The sequence below is a fragment of the Streptomyces parvulus genome (genome assembly GCF_014648855.1).
Lineage (GTDB): Bacteria > Actinomycetota > Actinomycetes > Streptomycetales > Streptomycetaceae > Streptomyces > Streptomyces parvulus.
Genome location: NZ_BMRX01000001.1, coordinates 582,892 through 597,391, shown reverse-complemented (window position 1 = coordinate 597,391; position 14,500 = coordinate 582,892). Strand labels below are relative to the sequence as shown.

At 70.3% G+C, this 14,500-nt stretch carries 15 protein-coding genes and 2 tRNA genes; 6 read left to right on the top strand and 11 right to left on the bottom strand.

Annotated elements, in window-relative coordinates:
• Window positions 1-162: 162 nt before the first annotated feature.
• The gene (locus IE108_RS02830) at window positions 163-357 is read left to right on the top strand and encodes a DUF6274 family protein (protein WP_064728676.1); all 195 of its coding nucleotides are present in this window, start codon (window positions 163-165) and stop codon (window positions 355-357) included.
• A gap of 431 nt (window positions 358-788) precedes the next feature.
• Here the strand turns inward: IE108_RS02830 and bldC are convergent, their stop codons facing one another.
• Both bldC and IE108_RS02820 read right to left on the bottom strand, forming a co-directional pair.
• Complete coding sequence (gene bldC / locus IE108_RS02825; RefSeq protein WP_003949541.1) at window positions 789-995, bottom strand: developmental transcriptional regulator BldC; 207 nt, start codon at window positions 993-995, stop codon at window positions 789-791.
• 532 nt (window positions 996-1,527) lie between these two features.
• Complete coding sequence (locus tag IE108_RS02820) at window positions 1,528-2,379, bottom strand: DUF8083 family protein (RefSeq protein ID WP_064728677.1); 852 nt, start codon at window positions 2,377-2,379, stop codon at window positions 1,528-1,530.
• 220 nt (window positions 2,380-2,599) lie between these two features.
• Here IE108_RS02820 and IE108_RS02815 point away from each other — a divergent pair, with 220 nt between their 5' ends.
• Together IE108_RS02815 and IE108_RS02810 are read left to right on the top strand one after the other, a co-directional pair.
• Window positions 2,600-3,694 (top strand): Leu/Phe/Val dehydrogenase, encoded by a 1,095-nt coding sequence (locus IE108_RS02815; RefSeq protein ID WP_064728678.1) that lies wholly within the window; start codon window positions 2,600-2,602, stop codon window positions 3,692-3,694.
• Window positions 3,695-4,014: 320 nt separating this feature from the next.
• Window positions 4,015-4,269 carry a DUF3073 domain-containing protein gene (locus IE108_RS02810; RefSeq protein ID WP_003974884.1) on the top strand — a complete coding sequence of 85 codons (255 nt, stop codon included), beginning with the start codon at window positions 4,015-4,017 and terminating at the stop codon, window positions 4,267-4,269.
• Between the two features lie 69 nt (window positions 4,270-4,338).
• Here the strand turns inward: IE108_RS02810 and purM are convergent, their stop codons facing one another.
• The 9 genes from purM to purS form a co-directional block, all read right to left on the bottom strand.
• A complete protein-coding gene (gene purM, locus IE108_RS02805; RefSeq protein WP_064728679.1) occupies window positions 4,339-5,406 on the bottom strand; it encodes a phosphoribosylformylglycinamidine cyclo-ligase in 1,068 nt (355 codons plus the stop codon).
• 43 nt (window positions 5,407-5,449) lie between these two features.
• Window positions 5,450-6,976 (bottom strand): amidophosphoribosyltransferase, encoded by a 1,527-nt coding sequence (gene purF / locus IE108_RS02800; protein ID WP_064728680.1) that lies wholly within the window; start codon window positions 6,974-6,976, stop codon window positions 5,450-5,452.
• Between the two features lie 62 nt (window positions 6,977-7,038).
• Window positions 7,039-7,827: an META domain-containing protein gene (locus IE108_RS02795; RefSeq protein ID WP_064728681.1), complete on the bottom strand. Its 789-nt coding sequence runs from the start codon at window positions 7,825-7,827 to the stop codon at window positions 7,039-7,041.
• A gap of 60 nt (window positions 7,828-7,887) precedes the next feature.
• Window positions 7,888-8,685 carry a sterol carrier family protein gene (locus IE108_RS02790; RefSeq protein ID WP_064728682.1) on the bottom strand — a complete coding sequence of 266 codons (798 nt, stop codon included), beginning with the start codon at window positions 8,683-8,685 and terminating at the stop codon, window positions 7,888-7,890.
• Window positions 8,686-8,694: 9 nt separating this feature from the next.
• On the bottom strand, window positions 8,695-9,531 hold the full coding sequence (locus IE108_RS02785) for a M23 family metallopeptidase (protein WP_064728683.1): 837 nt from the start codon (window positions 9,529-9,531) through the stop codon (window positions 8,695-8,697).
• A gap of 28 nt (window positions 9,532-9,559) precedes the next feature.
• Window positions 9,560-10,045, bottom strand: coding sequence for an ArsR/SmtB family transcription factor (locus IE108_RS02780; RefSeq protein ID WP_064728684.1), 486 nt, complete (start codon window positions 10,043-10,045; stop codon window positions 9,560-9,562).
• 136 nt (window positions 10,046-10,181) lie between these two features.
• The gene (gene purL / locus IE108_RS02775; protein ID WP_064728685.1) at window positions 10,182-12,440 is read right to left on the bottom strand and encodes a phosphoribosylformylglycinamidine synthase subunit PurL; all 2,259 of its coding nucleotides are present in this window, start codon (window positions 12,438-12,440) and stop codon (window positions 10,182-10,184) included.
• Window positions 12,437-13,117 (bottom strand): phosphoribosylformylglycinamidine synthase subunit PurQ, encoded by a 681-nt coding sequence (purQ, locus tag IE108_RS02770; RefSeq protein ID WP_064728686.1) that lies wholly within the window; start codon window positions 13,115-13,117, stop codon window positions 12,437-12,439. The genes purL and purQ overlap by 4 nt, the downstream gene beginning before the upstream one ends.
• On the bottom strand, window positions 13,114-13,386 hold the full coding sequence (purS, locus tag IE108_RS02765; RefSeq protein ID WP_064728687.1) for a phosphoribosylformylglycinamidine synthase subunit PurS: 273 nt from the start codon (window positions 13,384-13,386) through the stop codon (window positions 13,114-13,116). Before purS ends, purQ begins: the two co-directional genes overlap by 4 nt.
• Before the next feature lie 340 nt (window positions 13,387-13,726).
• Here purS and IE108_RS02760 point away from each other — a divergent pair, with 340 nt between their 5' ends.
• The 3 genes from IE108_RS02760 to IE108_RS02750 all read left to right on the top strand — a co-directional run bounded on the left by IE108_RS02760 (window position 13,727) and on the right by IE108_RS02750 (window position 14,396).
• On the top strand, window positions 13,727-14,044 hold the full coding sequence (locus IE108_RS02760; RefSeq protein ID WP_064728688.1) for a histone-like nucleoid-structuring protein Lsr2: 318 nt from the start codon (window positions 13,727-13,729) through the stop codon (window positions 14,042-14,044).
• Window positions 14,045-14,171: 127 nt separating this feature from the next.
• Window positions 14,172-14,243 (top strand) — tRNA-Gly (locus tag IE108_RS02755).
• Between the two features lie 80 nt (window positions 14,244-14,323).
• Window positions 14,324-14,396 (top strand) — tRNA-Gly (locus IE108_RS02750).
• Window positions 14,397-14,500 lie beyond the last annotated feature (104 nt).

The following is a 14,500-nucleotide window of genomic DNA, read 5'->3' as shown; positions in this document are numbered from 1 at the left end:
AGGCCCGCACCGATCGGTGCGGGCCTCTTCTGTTACCCCGGTGCCATCCGGCCCCACCGCCCCCAGAGGCCCTCAGCGCCCCTCTCCCGGCCTTGACGGCGTCACATTCGCTCGGTACTCCATGAAGCAGGGAACGTCCCCTGTGGGCCCCGGAGGTGGCGTATGGCGGCATCGGTCAGGCACGAGACGCGGGCCCTGCTCCGCGCGCACCTGTCGGCCGCGTCGTCGTACCGGCACGCGACGCGCCACTGCGCGATCTGCCACCGGCTGCTGCGCCTGGCGCTGGACGCGCCGGCCCCACAGTCTCCGGCGGGACGTCAAGAGGGCGTCGAGGACGACAGCGTGCCCGCGGCGTGACGCCGGAGGAGCCCAACGCCCTTGCCACACAGACCTCCTGGAAGCGGCGCCTCCACTAGCGCACGGGCGGGGCGGCCAACAACCACCGTGGCGTGTGACGGGTGTCACCGCATGAGTTTTCCCCACGGTGGCACTTACGGCTCCCCTACAACTGGTCAATTTAATATGTGCAATTGCACTACGTCCCGCGGTGTCCGCCCAGCCGTTCCGACACCCGCCCCCAGACTCCGACAAGGCCGCTCACCGAACCGGGGCCGGCACCGCGTCCCGCAGCACAGGACCGGACACAAAAAAGATCGCGCTGGACCCGGCGGAGTCCAGCGCGATCAACGACGCACCCCTGTTGGGGCAGGAACGGCGTCGTGTGAAGCTGTGGTTCCAGGCGCCTCGGCAGGTTGGGGGACCTGCGGTTTGCCCGGATATTCAGTTGTTCAGGCCTCGCTGCGCTGCTGCGGAATGCCCGCGAGCAGGGCGCGGACCTCGGCCTCGCGGTAGCGGCGATGCCCGCCGAGCGTGCGGATCGACGTGAGCTTGCCGGCCTTCGCCCAGCGCGTGACCGTCTTCGGGTCAACGCGGAACATGGTGGCGACCTCAGCCGGGGTCAGCAGCGGCTCGGCATCAGGGGTGCGAGCGGTCATGAGCGGCCTCCTCGGGAGAACCGAACCTTCTCGGTTCATTCCTCTAAATTCTGCACCTTGACCCGCGTTGCCCGAAATGGCGGACGCGAGTCGAGTCGGTTATAGGACGAACGGCTTGTCCTCGGCACTACAACTACACCATCTGTCCAGCCGCGTCGGCCAAACCGATGGAATTGCCCTCCCAGGTGTTCATCAGCGACGGAAGCCGATGGACCATGCCATAGCGGACAGTCACGCCACTGTGACGATCAGTCACAGGGCGATCAGGAGTCACCAGACCCCCCAAAGCGTGCAATGCTGAGATTCCGCCCACAGTGCAGCACAGCAGGACGGAAGGAGCCCTCCCCGGGCTCCTTGTCCTATTTTGGCATGAGGAGGGGGAAGGGGCGCAAGAGTGATGTACGTGCAGTCCGTCACGCTTGACGTATACGCCCGGATCGGGACCTACGTCCCATGTTGACTGGGCATCAGCACATCCGCGGCAGGTGTCGGATCGGAAGACGAAACCTCAAAACGGGCGGTACGTCAAACGTCAGTTCGCCGAGCGGCGGTCCCGCACCGCCCGCCAGCGCTCCACCAGCCGCCCGTACGCCTCCCCCGCGGTGGCCGGATCACCGTGGCGCAGCGCCTCGATCCCCTCGGCCACGTCCGCGGCGGAGTGGTCGTCCTCCAGCTCCCCGGCCGGGACGGCGTGCACCAGGCCGCCGTAGTCCAGCTCCACGAGCGAGCGCGGGTGGAACTCCTCCAGCCAGCGGCCGACGTCCATCAGCCCGTCGATCAGCGGACCCTCGTCGACGGCCTCCTTCAGGGCCCGCAGCCCCCGCGCCACCCGCCGCCGGGCCTGCACCATCGGCGTCCGGTAGCGCAGCACCGGCGCGGCCGGCCCCTCGTCGCCGCCGCCCTTGTCGTACTCCCGCTCCGCGTCGGAGACCAGCACGAACCAGTTGATCGGCACCTGCCAGGTGGCCGTACGGATCCACGGGCGGGCGTCGGGGTTGCGCTCCAGCCAGCGCTCGTAGTCCTGTGCGGTCTCGCGGCGCACCACCGGAGGGATCAGGGCGTCCAGGACGGGCTCCGGGAAGTCCCCGGCCAGCTCGCCCAGCGCCTGCCAGCCGCGCAGCCGGGTCCGCCAGGGGCAGACGCAGACCACGCCGTCGACCTCCGCGACGAAGGCGTCCGCGCTCTCGTGCACCGGCACCGCCACCGGCGGGGTGGGCAGCAGATCGGCCAGGGAGCGGCGCAGCTCCACCTGGTAGGAGGGGAGGTCCGTGCGGCGGGCGTAACGGGCCCAGTGCTCGCGCTCCGGATCGCGGAAGGCGGCCAGCGGTTCGTACACGCGCAGGTACGCCGCGTAGGGGACGATCACCGAGGACACCTTGGGCACGCCTGCTCCCTCCCCCGCGCTCCGCACCGAAAACCTGCCGGAGCCGATCACAAACGCGCGGGAATCTCTGCAAATCGTCGCACGCCCGTACTCCGTGCGGTGGTGATCCTGAGCACGGTGCGGCGGGGGGACCCCGTCAGGCCCTAATCTCGTGCCACAGTCCCCGCCACCCGCACGGGGACAGGTCTCCACCCGCCGAACCTACACAGGAGTCACCACCGTGACCGACGTAACCGGCGCACCTGCTGATGTACTGCACACCCTGTTCCACTCGGACCAGGGCGGTCATGAGCAAGTCGTGCTCTGCCAGGACCGGGCCAGCGGCCTCAAGGCCGTCATCGCCCTCCACAACACCGCCCTGGGCCCCGCGCTCGGCGGTACGCGCTTCTACCCCTACGCGAGCGAGGCGGACGCCGTCGCCGACGCGCTGAACCTCGCGCGCGGGATGTCGTACAAGAACGCCATGGCCGGGCTCGACCACGGCGGCGGCAAGGCCGTGATCATCGGCGACCCGGACCGGATCAAGACCGAGGAACTGCTCCTCGCCTACGGCCGGTTCGTCGCCTCGCTCGGCGGCCGGTACGTCACGGCGTGCGACGTCGGCACCTACGTCGCCGACATGGACGTCGTGGCCCGCGAGTGCCGGTGGACCACGGGGCGCTCGCCCGAGAACGGCGGCGCCGGCGACTCCTCCGTGCTCACCGCCTTCGGCGTCTACCAGGGCATGCGGGCCTCCGCCCAGCACCTGTGGGGCGACCCGACGCTGCGCGACCGCACCGTCGGCGTCGCGGGCGTCGGCAAGGTCGGTCACCACCTGGTCGAGCACCTGCTCGCCGAGGGCGCGCACGTGGTCGTCACCGACGTGCGCAAGGACGTCGTGCGGGCGCTCACCGAGCGGCACCCGTCCGTGGTCGCCGTCGCCGACACCGAGGCGCTGATCCGGGTGGAGAACCTCGACATCTACGCGCCCTGTGCGCTCGGCGGCGCGCTGGACGACGAGTCGGTGCCGGTGCTGACCGCGCGGGTGGTGTGCGGCGCCGCCAACAACCAGCTCGCCCACCCGGGGGTGGAGAAGGACCTCGCCGACCGCGGGATCCTCTACGCGCCGGACTACGTGGTGAACGCCGGCGGGGTCATCCAGGTCGCCGACGAGCTGCACGGCTTCGACTTCGACCGGTGCAAGGAGAAGGCCGCGAAGATCTTCGACACCACGCTGGCCATATTCGCACGTGCGAATGAGGACGGGATTCCGCCCGCCGCGGCGGCCGACCGGATCGCCGAGCAGCGGATGGCGGAGGCCCGCCCGGGCGCGTGATCGCACGGCGGCCCGCCGGTGATCGGGAAGGGTCCGCGCAGGTTTGACCGGTACCCGCCGGGGGGAGTTGGAGAGAACTCTCACTTATCCCGGCGGGTCGACCGTCGAAAGGTGGTTAAAATCGCCATTGACCAGCGAGGACGGGGCGCCTCGAAGGTTCTGGGGATGGCCACGTGCTGCGGGCGACGTACCGTAGGGGCGTGGGCTCAGGTACCGTGGAAGCCCTACGGACCGGTCTCTCCACGGAGAGCCCGTTCCGGACCATGAACGCGTGTCAAGACTCTGGGGCCGTCGAGCCCCGTCGTTGAGGGGGTCGAGCCATGGGGCGCGGCCGGGCCAAGGCCAAGCAGACGAAGGTCGCCCGCCAGCTGAAGTACAACAGCGGTGGGACTGATCTCTCCCGCCTGGCCGAGGAGCTGGGCGCATCGCCGTCGAATTCGCAACCGCCTAATGGCGAGCAATTCGAGGACGATGAGCAGGACGATGACGTGTACGCGAAGTACGCCGACCTCTATGAGGACGACGACGAGGACGAGGACGGCCAGTCCCCGTCCCAACAGCGACGCGGCGCTTGACCTTGCACTGAGCACTTTCCCGGTCGGTGACGTCTGTCACCGGCCGGGTTCTGTGCTACCCGCAGGTGCTCAGCCGGCGTAGTCCCCGACCATCTCCGCGCCCGTCTCGTGGTGCGCGCGGTCGGTGATCTCGCCGGCCACCCAGGCGTCCACGCCTCGGTCGGCCAGGGTGGCGAGGGCCACGTCGGTCGACTCCTCGGGCACGACGGCGATCATGCCCACACCCATGTTCAGGGTCTTCTCCAGCTCCAGGCGCTCGACCCGGCCCGTGCGGCCGACCAGGTCGAAGATCGCGCCCGGGGCCCAGGTGGAGCGGTCCACGACGGCGTGCAGCCCGTCGGGGATCACGCGGGCCAGGTTGGCCGCGAGCCCGCCTCCGGTGACGTGGCTGAAGGCGTGGACCTCGGTGGTGCGCAGGAGGGCCAGGCAGTCCAGGGAGTAGATCTTGGTCGGCTCCAGCAGCTCCTCGCCGAGGGTGCGGCCGAGACCGTCCAGGTGGGCGTCGAGCGCGAGGCCGCCCTCGTTCAGCAGGACGTGGCGGACGAGCGAGTACCCGTTGGAGTGAAGCCCGGACGACGCCATGGCGATCACCGCGTCACCCGAACGGATGCGATCCGCGCCGAGTACCCGGTCGGCCTCCACGACGCCCGTACCGGCGCCGGCGACGTCGAAGTCGTCCGCCCCGAGCAGGCCGGGGTGCTCGGCCGTCTCGCCGCCGACCAGGGCGCAGCCGGCCAGGACGCAGCCCTCGGCGATGCCCTTGACGATCGCGGCGACGCGCTCGGGGTGGACCTTGCCGACGCAGATGTAGTCGGTCATGAAGAGCGGCTCGGCGCCGCACACCACGATGTCGTCCATGACCATGGCGACCAGGTCGTGGCCGATGCTGTCGTAGACGCCCAGCTGCCGGGCGATGTCGACCTTGGTGCCCACGCCGTCGGTGGCGGAGGCGAGCAGGGGGCGCTCGTACTTCTTGAGCGCGGAGGCGTCGAAGAGGCCGGCGAAGCCGCCGATGCCGCCGAGGACCTCGGGGCGGCGGGTCTTCTTGACCCATTCCTTCATCAGCTCGACGGCGCGGTCGCCCGCCTCGATGTCGACGCCCGCGGCTGCGTAGCTGGCACCAGTTGTGTCAGACATGACGATGAGAACCTTTGTGTCGTACGGCAGGTGGTGCGGACGGCTACGGGCGACGGATGGCGTCGGCGGCGGCCGTACCGGCGGGCCCGGCGGCCAGCTCGGTCTCCAGGAGCTGCTTGCCGAGCAGCTCGGGGTCGGGGAGTTCCATCGGGTACTCGCCGTCGAAGCAGGCGCGGCACAGGTTCGGCTTGGCGATGGTGGTCGCCTCGATCATGCCGTCGATGGAGATGTAGGCGAGGGAGTCGGCGCCCATGGAGGTGCCGATCTCCTCGACGCTCATGCCGTTGGCGATCAGCTCGGCACGGGTGGCGAAGTCGATGCCGAAGAAGCAGGGCCACTTCACGGGCGGGGACGAGATCCGGATGTGGACCTCGGCGGCGCCGGCCTCGCGGAGCATGCGGACCAGGGCCCGCTGGGTGTTGCCCCGGACGATGGAGTCGTCCACCACGACCAGCCGCTTGCCCTTGATGACTTCCTTCAGGGGGTTCAGCTTCAGGCGGATGCCGAGCTGGCGGATGGTCTGCGAGGGCTGGATGAAGGTCCGGCCGACGTAGGCGTTCTTGACCAGACCGTTGCCGAAGGGGATGCCGGAGGCCTCGGCGTACCCGATGGCGGCGGGGGTGCCGGACTCCGGGGTCGCTATGACCAGGTCGGCCTCGGCGGGGGCCTCCTTCGCCAGCTTGCGGCCCATCTCGACGCGGGAGAGGTAGACGTTGCGGCCGGCGATGTCGGTGTCCGGGCGGGCCAGGTACACGTACTCGAAGACACAGCCCTTGGGCTTCGCTTCCGCGAATCGCGATGTGCGCAGGCCGTTCTCGTCGATGGCGACGAACTCGCCCGGCTCGATCTCCCGGACGAAGCTGGCGCCGCAGATGTCGAGGGCGGCGGACTCGGAGGCCACCACCCAGCCGCGCTCCAGCCGGCCGAGGACCAGCGGGCGGATGCCCTGCGGGTCGCGGGCGGCGTACAGGGTGTGCTCGTCCATGAAGACGAGCGAGAACGCGCCGCGCACCTGGGGCAGCACCTTGCCGGCCGCCTCCTCGATGGTCAGCGGCTTGCCGTCCTCGTCGGCCTGGCCCGCGAGCAGCGCGGTGACCAGGTCGGTGTCGTTGGTCGCCGCGACCCGGGTGGAGCGGCCGTCCTGCTTGGGCAGGTCGGCGACCATCTCGGCGAGCTGGGCGGTGTTGACGAGGTTGCCGTTGTGCCCGAGCGCGATGGAACCGTGCGCGGTGGCGCGGAACGTCGGCTGGGCGTTCTCCCACACGGAGGCACCGGTGGTCGAGTAGCGGGCGTGACCGACCGCGATGTGACCCTGGAGCGAACCGAGCGAGGTCTCGTCGAAGACCTGGGAGACCAGGCCCATGTCCTTGAAGACGAGGATCTGGGAGCCGTTGCTTACCGCGATACCCGCGGATTCCTGGCCTCGATGCTGGAGGGCGTAGAGCCCGAAGTAGGAGAGCTTTGCGACCTCTTCGCCCGGAGCCCAGACACCGAAGACGCCGCATGCGTCCTGGGGGCCCTTCTCGCCTGGAAGCAGATCGTGATTGAGTCGACCGTCACCACGTGGCACGCCACCGAGTGTAGGCGAGATCGACCACTGGTCCGAATTGGCGATATCGGCTCACCCGTGGATCACCGACCGGCCTCGGCCCGCACGGTCGTTCCGTCTTCGCTGGTCAGCGTGAGGGTTCCCTGGTCGATCCGGTACTCGACCGGACCCTTGAGGAAGCTCAGCATCCGCTTCTCGGCGTCCATGAGTGAGCCTTCGCACATCATTCGGGTCGTGGAGGGGGCGCCGACGGTGATACGGCCGTCGCTGACGGTGGCCTCGGCGTTGAGGCGGTTGCACGGGAGGCGTCCGGAGACGGTCTTGGCCTCCGGGTCGAAGGTGAGCCGGGTGCGGTCCTTCCCGGCCGGGCCGGTCACGGTCCACTCCGTGCCGTACAGCGACGCGTCCTTGGGCTTGCTGAGCTTGACGGTGTCGCCGCCGGACGTGGTGAACGTCAGGCCCTCACCCTCGCTCTCGGTGGTGAGCGTGCCCGCGGTCAGGGCGCGGCCGAGGGACTTCTCGAACTCGACGGGGGTCTGGGCGCAGGCCTTCTCGGTGAACATGGCGTCGCTGAGCCGGACCTTCTCGCCCTGGACGTCGGCGCGCGCGCTGAAGGTGTTGCAGCCGGTGCTGCCCTCGGCGGCGCCGCCGTCGTCGATGCGGACGCGGGCCTCGTCGGGCGCCTTGTGGGTGGTGCCGTCGACGGTGACGCTGTCGATGCTCCACTGGACGCCGGTGATGGACTTCCCGGCGCCCACGGAGGCGCTGCCGTCGTCCGCCTTCTCGCTGCCGCAGGCCGCGGCGAGCGGGACGAGCGCGGCGACGGCCGCCACGGTCAGGGTCTTGCTGCGCTGCTTCCTCTGCCTGTACATGACGATTCGACGGAGGACTGGAGGATCCGGTTCCCCCCTCTTTCGCCCAGGGGCTCCCGGTCAGCCGAGCAGGGGCAGCAGCGCCCCCAGGTCGGCCCGCTCGCCGCTCGCGCTCAGCTTCGCCCCGGCCACGGCGTCCTTCCAGGTCAGCCGCCCGGCGGCCAGACGGACCCAGGTCAGCGGGTCGGTCTCGACGACGTTCGGCGGGGTGCCCCGCGTGTGCCGGGGGCCCTCGACGCACTGGACGACGGCGTACGGCGGGATCCGCACCTCGGTCGAGGCGCCGGGCGCCTTCGCGGCGAGCGCGTCGGCGAGCAGCCGGGTGGCGGCGGCCAGGGCCTGCCGGTCGAGCGGGATGTCGAGGCCCGGCACGGCGGCGGTCAGGTCGTCGGTGCGGACGACGAGTTCGACGGTGCGGGTGACGACGTAGTGGGCGAGCGGCAGCGCGCCGGCGCTGGTGGGGAGGAGCCTGCCGCCCGGGTGGGTGTCGAGGCGCTCGGTGAAGCGCCGCTCGACGTCGGCGAGGTGGGCGTCCAGGTCGGGGTGGTCGGCCGCCAGGCGCCGGGCGGTGCCGGCGATGGCGTCCGCGTCGGCGGCGATCGCCGACGGCCAGTCGAGCAGCCGCCCGTCCTGCCGCGCCGGTTCGGGCTCGTCGAGCAGCCGGTCCACTGCCGTCAGCGCCATCCCGACGTGCGCGACCAGTTCGCGTACGGTCCAGTCCCCGAGCCGGGTGGGCAGCGCGAGCTGTCCGGGTGTGAGGGTGCGGACGGCCGCCCGCACGTTCTGGAACTGGGCGAGCACGGCGGCACGGGTGCGGGCGGGGTCGTAGGCGCGGGGGCGTCTCCTGGCGGGGGGCATGGGGCGAGCCTATGCGGGTGCGGTGGTCGGCGAGGGTGCCTCGAAGATCTCCCCGTTGCGCGGGACGCCGATGCCGCGCCAGGTGAAGGGGACGCCGCGGGCGGTGTCCGGGTCGGGGCCGTCCATCAGCTGGAAGTGGACGTGCGGCTCGGTGGAGTTGCCGGAGTTGCCGCAGTGGGCGAGCACCTGGCCGGCGGCGACCCGGTCGCCCTCGCGGACGGCCAGGGAGCCGCGCCGGACGTGGGCGTACAGGGCGTGGGTGCCGTCGCCGAGGTCGAGGACGACGTGGTTGCCGATGACGCGTCGGGCGCCGGCCAGTTCGCGGACCGAGCCCTCCAGGACCATCAGGTACAGCAGCGCCGGGAGGGACGTGCGGCTCAGGTGGTCGCGCTGGGTGTCGCGGGCGCGGACGACGGTGGCGTCGGCCACCGCGAGCAGCGGGGCGCCGAACGCCGGGAAGTCGCGGTTGCGGCGGGCGAGCGGCCAGAGCACGCGGAAACCGGGGCGGGCGCCGGGTCCGGGCTCGGCGACGAGGTCGATGGCGAAGGTCTGGCCGTAGGCGTGGACGCCGTGGCTCGGGGTGCGGTCGGCGGGGCTGTTCAGCGCGGACCAGCGGCCGCTCACGGGCGGGCCGACCTCGACGGGCTCGCGCGCGGCGCCGGGGGCGTCCGGGGCGCCGCCGCCCCAGCGGTTGACCACGGTGATCAGGACGTACGCGAGGACCAGCGGCAGGAAGTTCCACCACCATCCGTGATCGAGGTCGAAGAGCACACTGGCCGCGACCGCGCCGACGAAGGCCAGTTGCAACAGGCGGAAGGCCGTCATGGCGAGCTTACGTCCGGACATGGTTCCCCCTTGATCGCGGTGTTCCCGGTCAGTGCCGGGCCGTCGACAGCGCCACCAGCAGCGGCACGACCCGCCCCGGCGGCACCTCGTGGCGTCCCCGGCCGGCGGCGTGCAGCCAGCCGGCGCCGGTGAGCTGGCGCAGGTGGTGGTAGATCTGGCCGGTCGTGCCGACGCCGTCCAGCTCGGCGAGTTCGGCCGCGGTGCGCCGGCCGCCGAGGATCTCGCGCAGCAGCCGCAGCCGTACCGGATGACCGAGCGCGGCGAACACCTCGGCGCTCTCCGCCCAGTCGGCGTCCATCAGGCCGTCGGTGAACGTGCCGTGCTGCCAGGCGTACTGCTCCCCGGTCGGGAGGCGGACGGTGCCGGTGAACAGGACACCGCCGTCCACCGCGCCCAACTCGGCGAGCTGCTCCTTCAGCCCCTCCAGGGCCCAGAAGTCGCCCTCGCCCGGGCGGGGAGCCGGCCGCTCGCCGGCCTCCTCCAGTGCTGCCAGCCGCCGTTCGAGATCGGCCACGCGTTGTTCCAGTCGCTCCACTCCATTGAGATTACGTAAGTACGTAATTCTTGGCAAGAGGGGCCGGCCGGCCCGTCCGGACATGCGGAAGGGCCGCCCGGAAGGTTCCGGACGGCCCTTTCACCTGGTGCGACTCCTAGGCCAGCAGCCCCGGGATCGTCCCCTCGTGGGCCTCGCGCAGGTCGGTCAGGGAGAGGGAGAACTCGCCCTGGACCTCCACCGTTTCGCCGTCGACGACACCGATGCGCGTGACGGGCAGGCCGCGCGCGCCGCACATGTCGTTGAAGCGGACCTCCTCGGAGCGCGGGACGGCGACGACCGCTCGGCCCGCCGACTCCGAGAAGAGGAAGGTGAAGGCGTCGAGCCCGTCCGGTACGACCAGACGCGCACCCCTGCCGCCGAGCAGCGCCGACTCGACGACCGCCTGGACCAGACCGCCGTCGGACAGGTCGTGCGCGGAGTCGATCATGCCGTCGCGGGAGGCGGAGATCAGGATCTCGCCGAGCAGCCGCTCGCGCTCCAGGTCCACCTTCGGGGGCAGGCCGCCGAGGTGGTCGTGGACGACCTGCGACCAGGCCGAGCCGCCGAACTCCTCGCGGGTGTCGCCGAGGAGGTACAGCAGCTGGCCGTCCTCCTGGAAGGCGACCGGAGTGCGCCGGGCCACGTCGTCGATGACGCCGAGGACCGCCACGACCGGGGTCGGGTGGATGGCCGCCTCGCCGGTCTGGTTGTAGAGCGAGACGTTGCCCCCGGTCACCGGGGTGCCGAGCTGGAGGCAGCCGTCGGCCAGACCGCGCACGGCCTCCGCGAACTGCCACATGACCGCCGGGTCCTCCGGCGAGCCGAAGTTCAGGCAGTCGGAGACCGCGAGCGGCTTGGCGCCGGTCGTCGCGACGTTGCGGTACGCCTCCGCGAGGGCCAGCTGGGCGCCCGTGTAGGGGTCGAGCTTGGCGTAGCGGCCGTTGCCGTCGGTGGCGATGGCGACGCCGAGGCCGGACTCCTCGTCCACGCGGATCATGCCCGAGTCCTCGGGCTGGGCGAGGACGGTGTTGCCCTGCACGAAGTGGTCGTACTGCTGGGTGATCCACTGCTTGGAGGCCTGGTTCGGCGAGCCGACCAGCTTCAGGACCTGGTCCTTCAGCTCGCCGGACGACTGCGGCCGGGGCAGCTTGTTCGCGTCGTCCGCCTGGAGGGCGTCCTGCCACTCGGGGCGGGCGTAGGGGCGCTCGTAGACCGGGCCGTCGTGGGCGACGGTGCGCGGGTCGACGTCGACGATCTTGCCGCCGTGCCAGAAGATCTCCAGCCGGTCGCCGTCGGTCACCTCACCGATGACGGTGGCGATGACGTCCCACTTCTCGCAGATCTCCAGGAAGCGGTCGACCTTCTCCGGCTCGACGACCGCGCACATGCGCTCCTGCGACTCGCTCATGAGGATTTCCTCGGGAGAGAGGGTCGAGTCGCGCAGGGGTACGTCGTCCAGCGTCACGCGCATGCCGCCGGAGCCGTTGGACGCCAGCTCGCTGGTCGCGCAGGACAGCCCGGCCGCGCCGAGGTCCTGGATGCCGACGACCAGCTTCTCCTGGAACGCCTCCAGGGTGCACTCGATGAGGAGCTTCTCCTGGAAGGGGTCGCCGACCTGGACCGCCGGGCGCTTGGACGGCTTGGCGTCGTCGAAGGTCTCGGAGGCGAGGATCGACGCGCCGCCGATGCCGTCGCCGCCGGTGCGGGCGCCGTACAGGATGACCTTGTTGCCCGCGCCGGACGCCTTGGCGAGGTGGATGTCCTCGTGCCGCATGACGCCGATGGCACCGGCGTTGACCAGCGGGTTGCCCTGGTAGCAGGCGTCGAAGACGACCTCGCCGCCGATGTTGGGCAGGCCCAGGCAGTTGCCGTAGCCGCCGATGCCGGCGACGACGCCGGGCAGCACGCGCTTGGTGTCGGGGTGGTCCGCGGCGCCGAAGCGGAGCGGGTCCACGACGGCGACGGGGCGCGCGCCCATCGCGATGATGTCGCGCACGATGCCGCCGACGCCGGTCGCGGCGCCCTGGTAGGGCTCCACGTACGACGGGTGGTTGTGCGACTCGACCTTGAAGGTGACCGCGTAGCCCTGGCCGACGTCGACCACACCGGCGTTCTCGCCGATGCCGACGAGCATCGCGTCGGACCGGGGGGCCTTCTCGCCGAACTGGCGCAGGTGGACCTTGCTGCTCTTGTACGAGCAGTGCTCGGACCACATGACGGAGTACATGGCGAGTTCGGCGCCGGTCGGGCGGCGGCCGAGGATCTCGACGACCCGCTCGTACTCGTCCTTCTTCAGGCCCAGTTCGGCCCAGGGCAGCTCGACGTCGGGGGTCGCGGCCGCGTGCTCGACCGTGTCCAGAGGCGTCCGGCTCATGCGTTGACCAGCTTCTTGAGGATCGAGGTGAAGAACGGGAGGCCGTCGGTGCGGCCGGTGCCGATCAGCGGCTCGACGGCGTGCTCCGGGTGCGGCATGAGGCCGACGACGTTCCCGGCGGCGTTGCTGATGCCGGCGATGTCGTTGAGCGAGCCGTTGGGGTTCATGCCCAGGTAGCGGAAGGCCACCCGGCCCTCCGACTCCAGCTCGTCCAGCGTCCGCCGGTCGGCGACGTAGCGCCCGTCCATGTTCTTCAGCGGGATGTGGATCTCCTGGCCGGCGGTGTAGTCGCTGGTCCAGGCGGTGTCCGCGTTCTCCACCCGCAGCTTCTGGTCGCGGCAGATGAAGTGCAGGTGGTCGTTGCCGAGCATTCCGCCGGGCAGCAGGTGGGCCTCGGTGAGGATCTGGAAGCCGTTGCAGATGCCCAGTACCGGAAGGCCGGCCTTCGCCTGGTCGATGAGGGTGTCCATCACCGGCGAGAAGCGGGCGATGGCGCCGGCGCGCAGATAATCGCCGTACGAGAAACCACCGCAGAGCACCACGGCGTCGACCTGCTTGAGGTCCTTGTCCTTGTGCCAGAGGGCGACGGGTTCGGCGCCGGCCACGCGGATCGCGCGCTGCGTGTCCCTGTCGTCGAGACTGCCGGGGAAAGTGACGACGCCAATACGAGCGGTCACTTCACGGCCTCCGCGACTGCGTCTTCCGACTCGACGCGGACGGTGAAGTCCTCGATCACGGTGTTGGCGAGGAAGGATTCCGCAAGATCATGGATGCGGGCGAGGGCTGCGTCGTCGACGGGCCCGTCCACTTCCAGTTCGAATCGCTTTCCCTGGCGGACGTCCGAGATCCCTTCGAAACCCAGCCGCGGCAGTGCGCGCTGCACCGCCTGGCCCTGGGGGTCGAGGATCTCCGGCTTGAGCATGACGTCGACTACGACGCGTGCCACTGGCACTCCCGGTGTGTGGTGCTGAGCAGGTTCCTTCAGACTACCCGTACAAAATTTCTACGCGCGTAGCCTTGGAGGAAACTACGTGAGCCCGATCACGATCCGGCATCAGTACGAGTCGTCCGCGAAAAGCTTCGGGAAAGATCCCGGATCGGCCGCGGACTCCTATTGCGCGACGGACACGCCTGGAGATTTAGTCGGTCTTCCCATTGCAATGCCGGGCACTGTACAAATGAAATGTCATTAGCCGATACTTTGCCCAATTACAGGCGAACAGTCGGCATCATCGCGGCGTCTTGGCACGTCATCGCGGAGATGCCGCACGAAGGGACCGATATTCGTGGCGCAGCGTGTCGTGGTCACTCTCTTTGACGACATCGACGGCTCGGAAGCGGCGGAGACGATCGCCTTCGGTGTGGACGGCCGGATGTACGAGATCGACCTGAACGAAACCAATGCCCGGAAACTGCGCAAGGCCCTGGAGCCGTACGTGTCGGCCGGCCGCAAGCGGTCGAGGTCCGGGAAGGCGTACCGGCAGACCGAGGTCGCCCCGGACCCGGCGGCGGTCCGCGCCTGGGCCCAGGCGAACAAGATGGACGTGCCCGCGCGGGGCCGGATCCCCAAGAAGGTCTACGAGGCGTTCGCCGCGGCCCGGTGAGCCCGGCCGCGGCCGACGACCGCTCAGCCGCCCCTCGCGGCACCCGACTTGCGCGGCACCCCGGGTGATCAGCTAAAGTCTGGAGCACGCCGAGGGGCGAGGCCGAAGGGCCGGGCCCACGGAACATGCGGGTGTAGTTCAGTAGTAGAACATCCCCCTTCCAGGGGGAAGGCGCAGTGTGCAATTCCTGTCACCCGCTCTGCACAGCCGTACCGATGACCCGATTGGATCAGGTAGGCTGGTGCTCGCACCGATCGGTGAAGGCCGGTCGGCGGCAATGCGGACGTAGCTCAGTTGGTAGAGCGCAACCTTGCCAAGGTTGAGGTCGCGAGTTCGAGCCTCGTCGTCCGCTCGGGAATCAGACCCCGGTCCTCCGTGGACCGGGGTCTTTTCGTGTGTCCGGCACCATCCGCGGGACGCCTTCTGACATTTGTCATGCCCGGTGATGACGGCCCG

Excerpts from the sequence above, each read along its gene's own strand:
- IE108_RS02830 (WP_064728676.1), top strand. The coding sequence starts at position 163 with ATGGCGGCATCGGTCAGGCACGAGACGCGGGCCCTGCTCCGCGCGCAC.
- bldC (WP_003949541.1), bottom strand. The coding sequence starts at position 995 with ATGACCGCTCGCACCCCTGATGCCGAGCCGCTGCTGACCCCGGCTGAG.
- IE108_RS02810 (WP_003974884.1), top strand. The coding sequence starts at position 4,015 with ATGGGGCGCGGCCGGGCCAAGGCCAAGCAGACGAAGGTCGCCCGCCAG.
- purM (WP_064728679.1), bottom strand. The coding sequence starts at position 5,406 with ATGTCTGACACAACTGGTGCCAGCTACGCAGCCGCGGGCGTCGACATC.
- IE108_RS02795 (WP_064728681.1), bottom strand. The coding sequence starts at position 7,827 with ATGTACAGGCAGAGGAAGCAGCGCAGCAAGACCCTGACCGTGGCGGCC.
- IE108_RS02790 (WP_064728682.1), bottom strand. The coding sequence starts at position 8,685 with ATGCCCCCCGCCAGGAGACGCCCCCGCGCCTACGACCCCGCCCGCACC.
- IE108_RS02785 (WP_064728683.1), bottom strand. The coding sequence starts at position 9,531 with ATGTCCGGACGTAAGCTCGCCATGACGGCCTTCCGCCTGTTGCAACTG.
- purL (WP_064728685.1), bottom strand. The coding sequence starts at position 12,440 with ATGAGCCGGACGCCTCTGGACACGGTCGAGCACGCGGCCGCGACCCCC.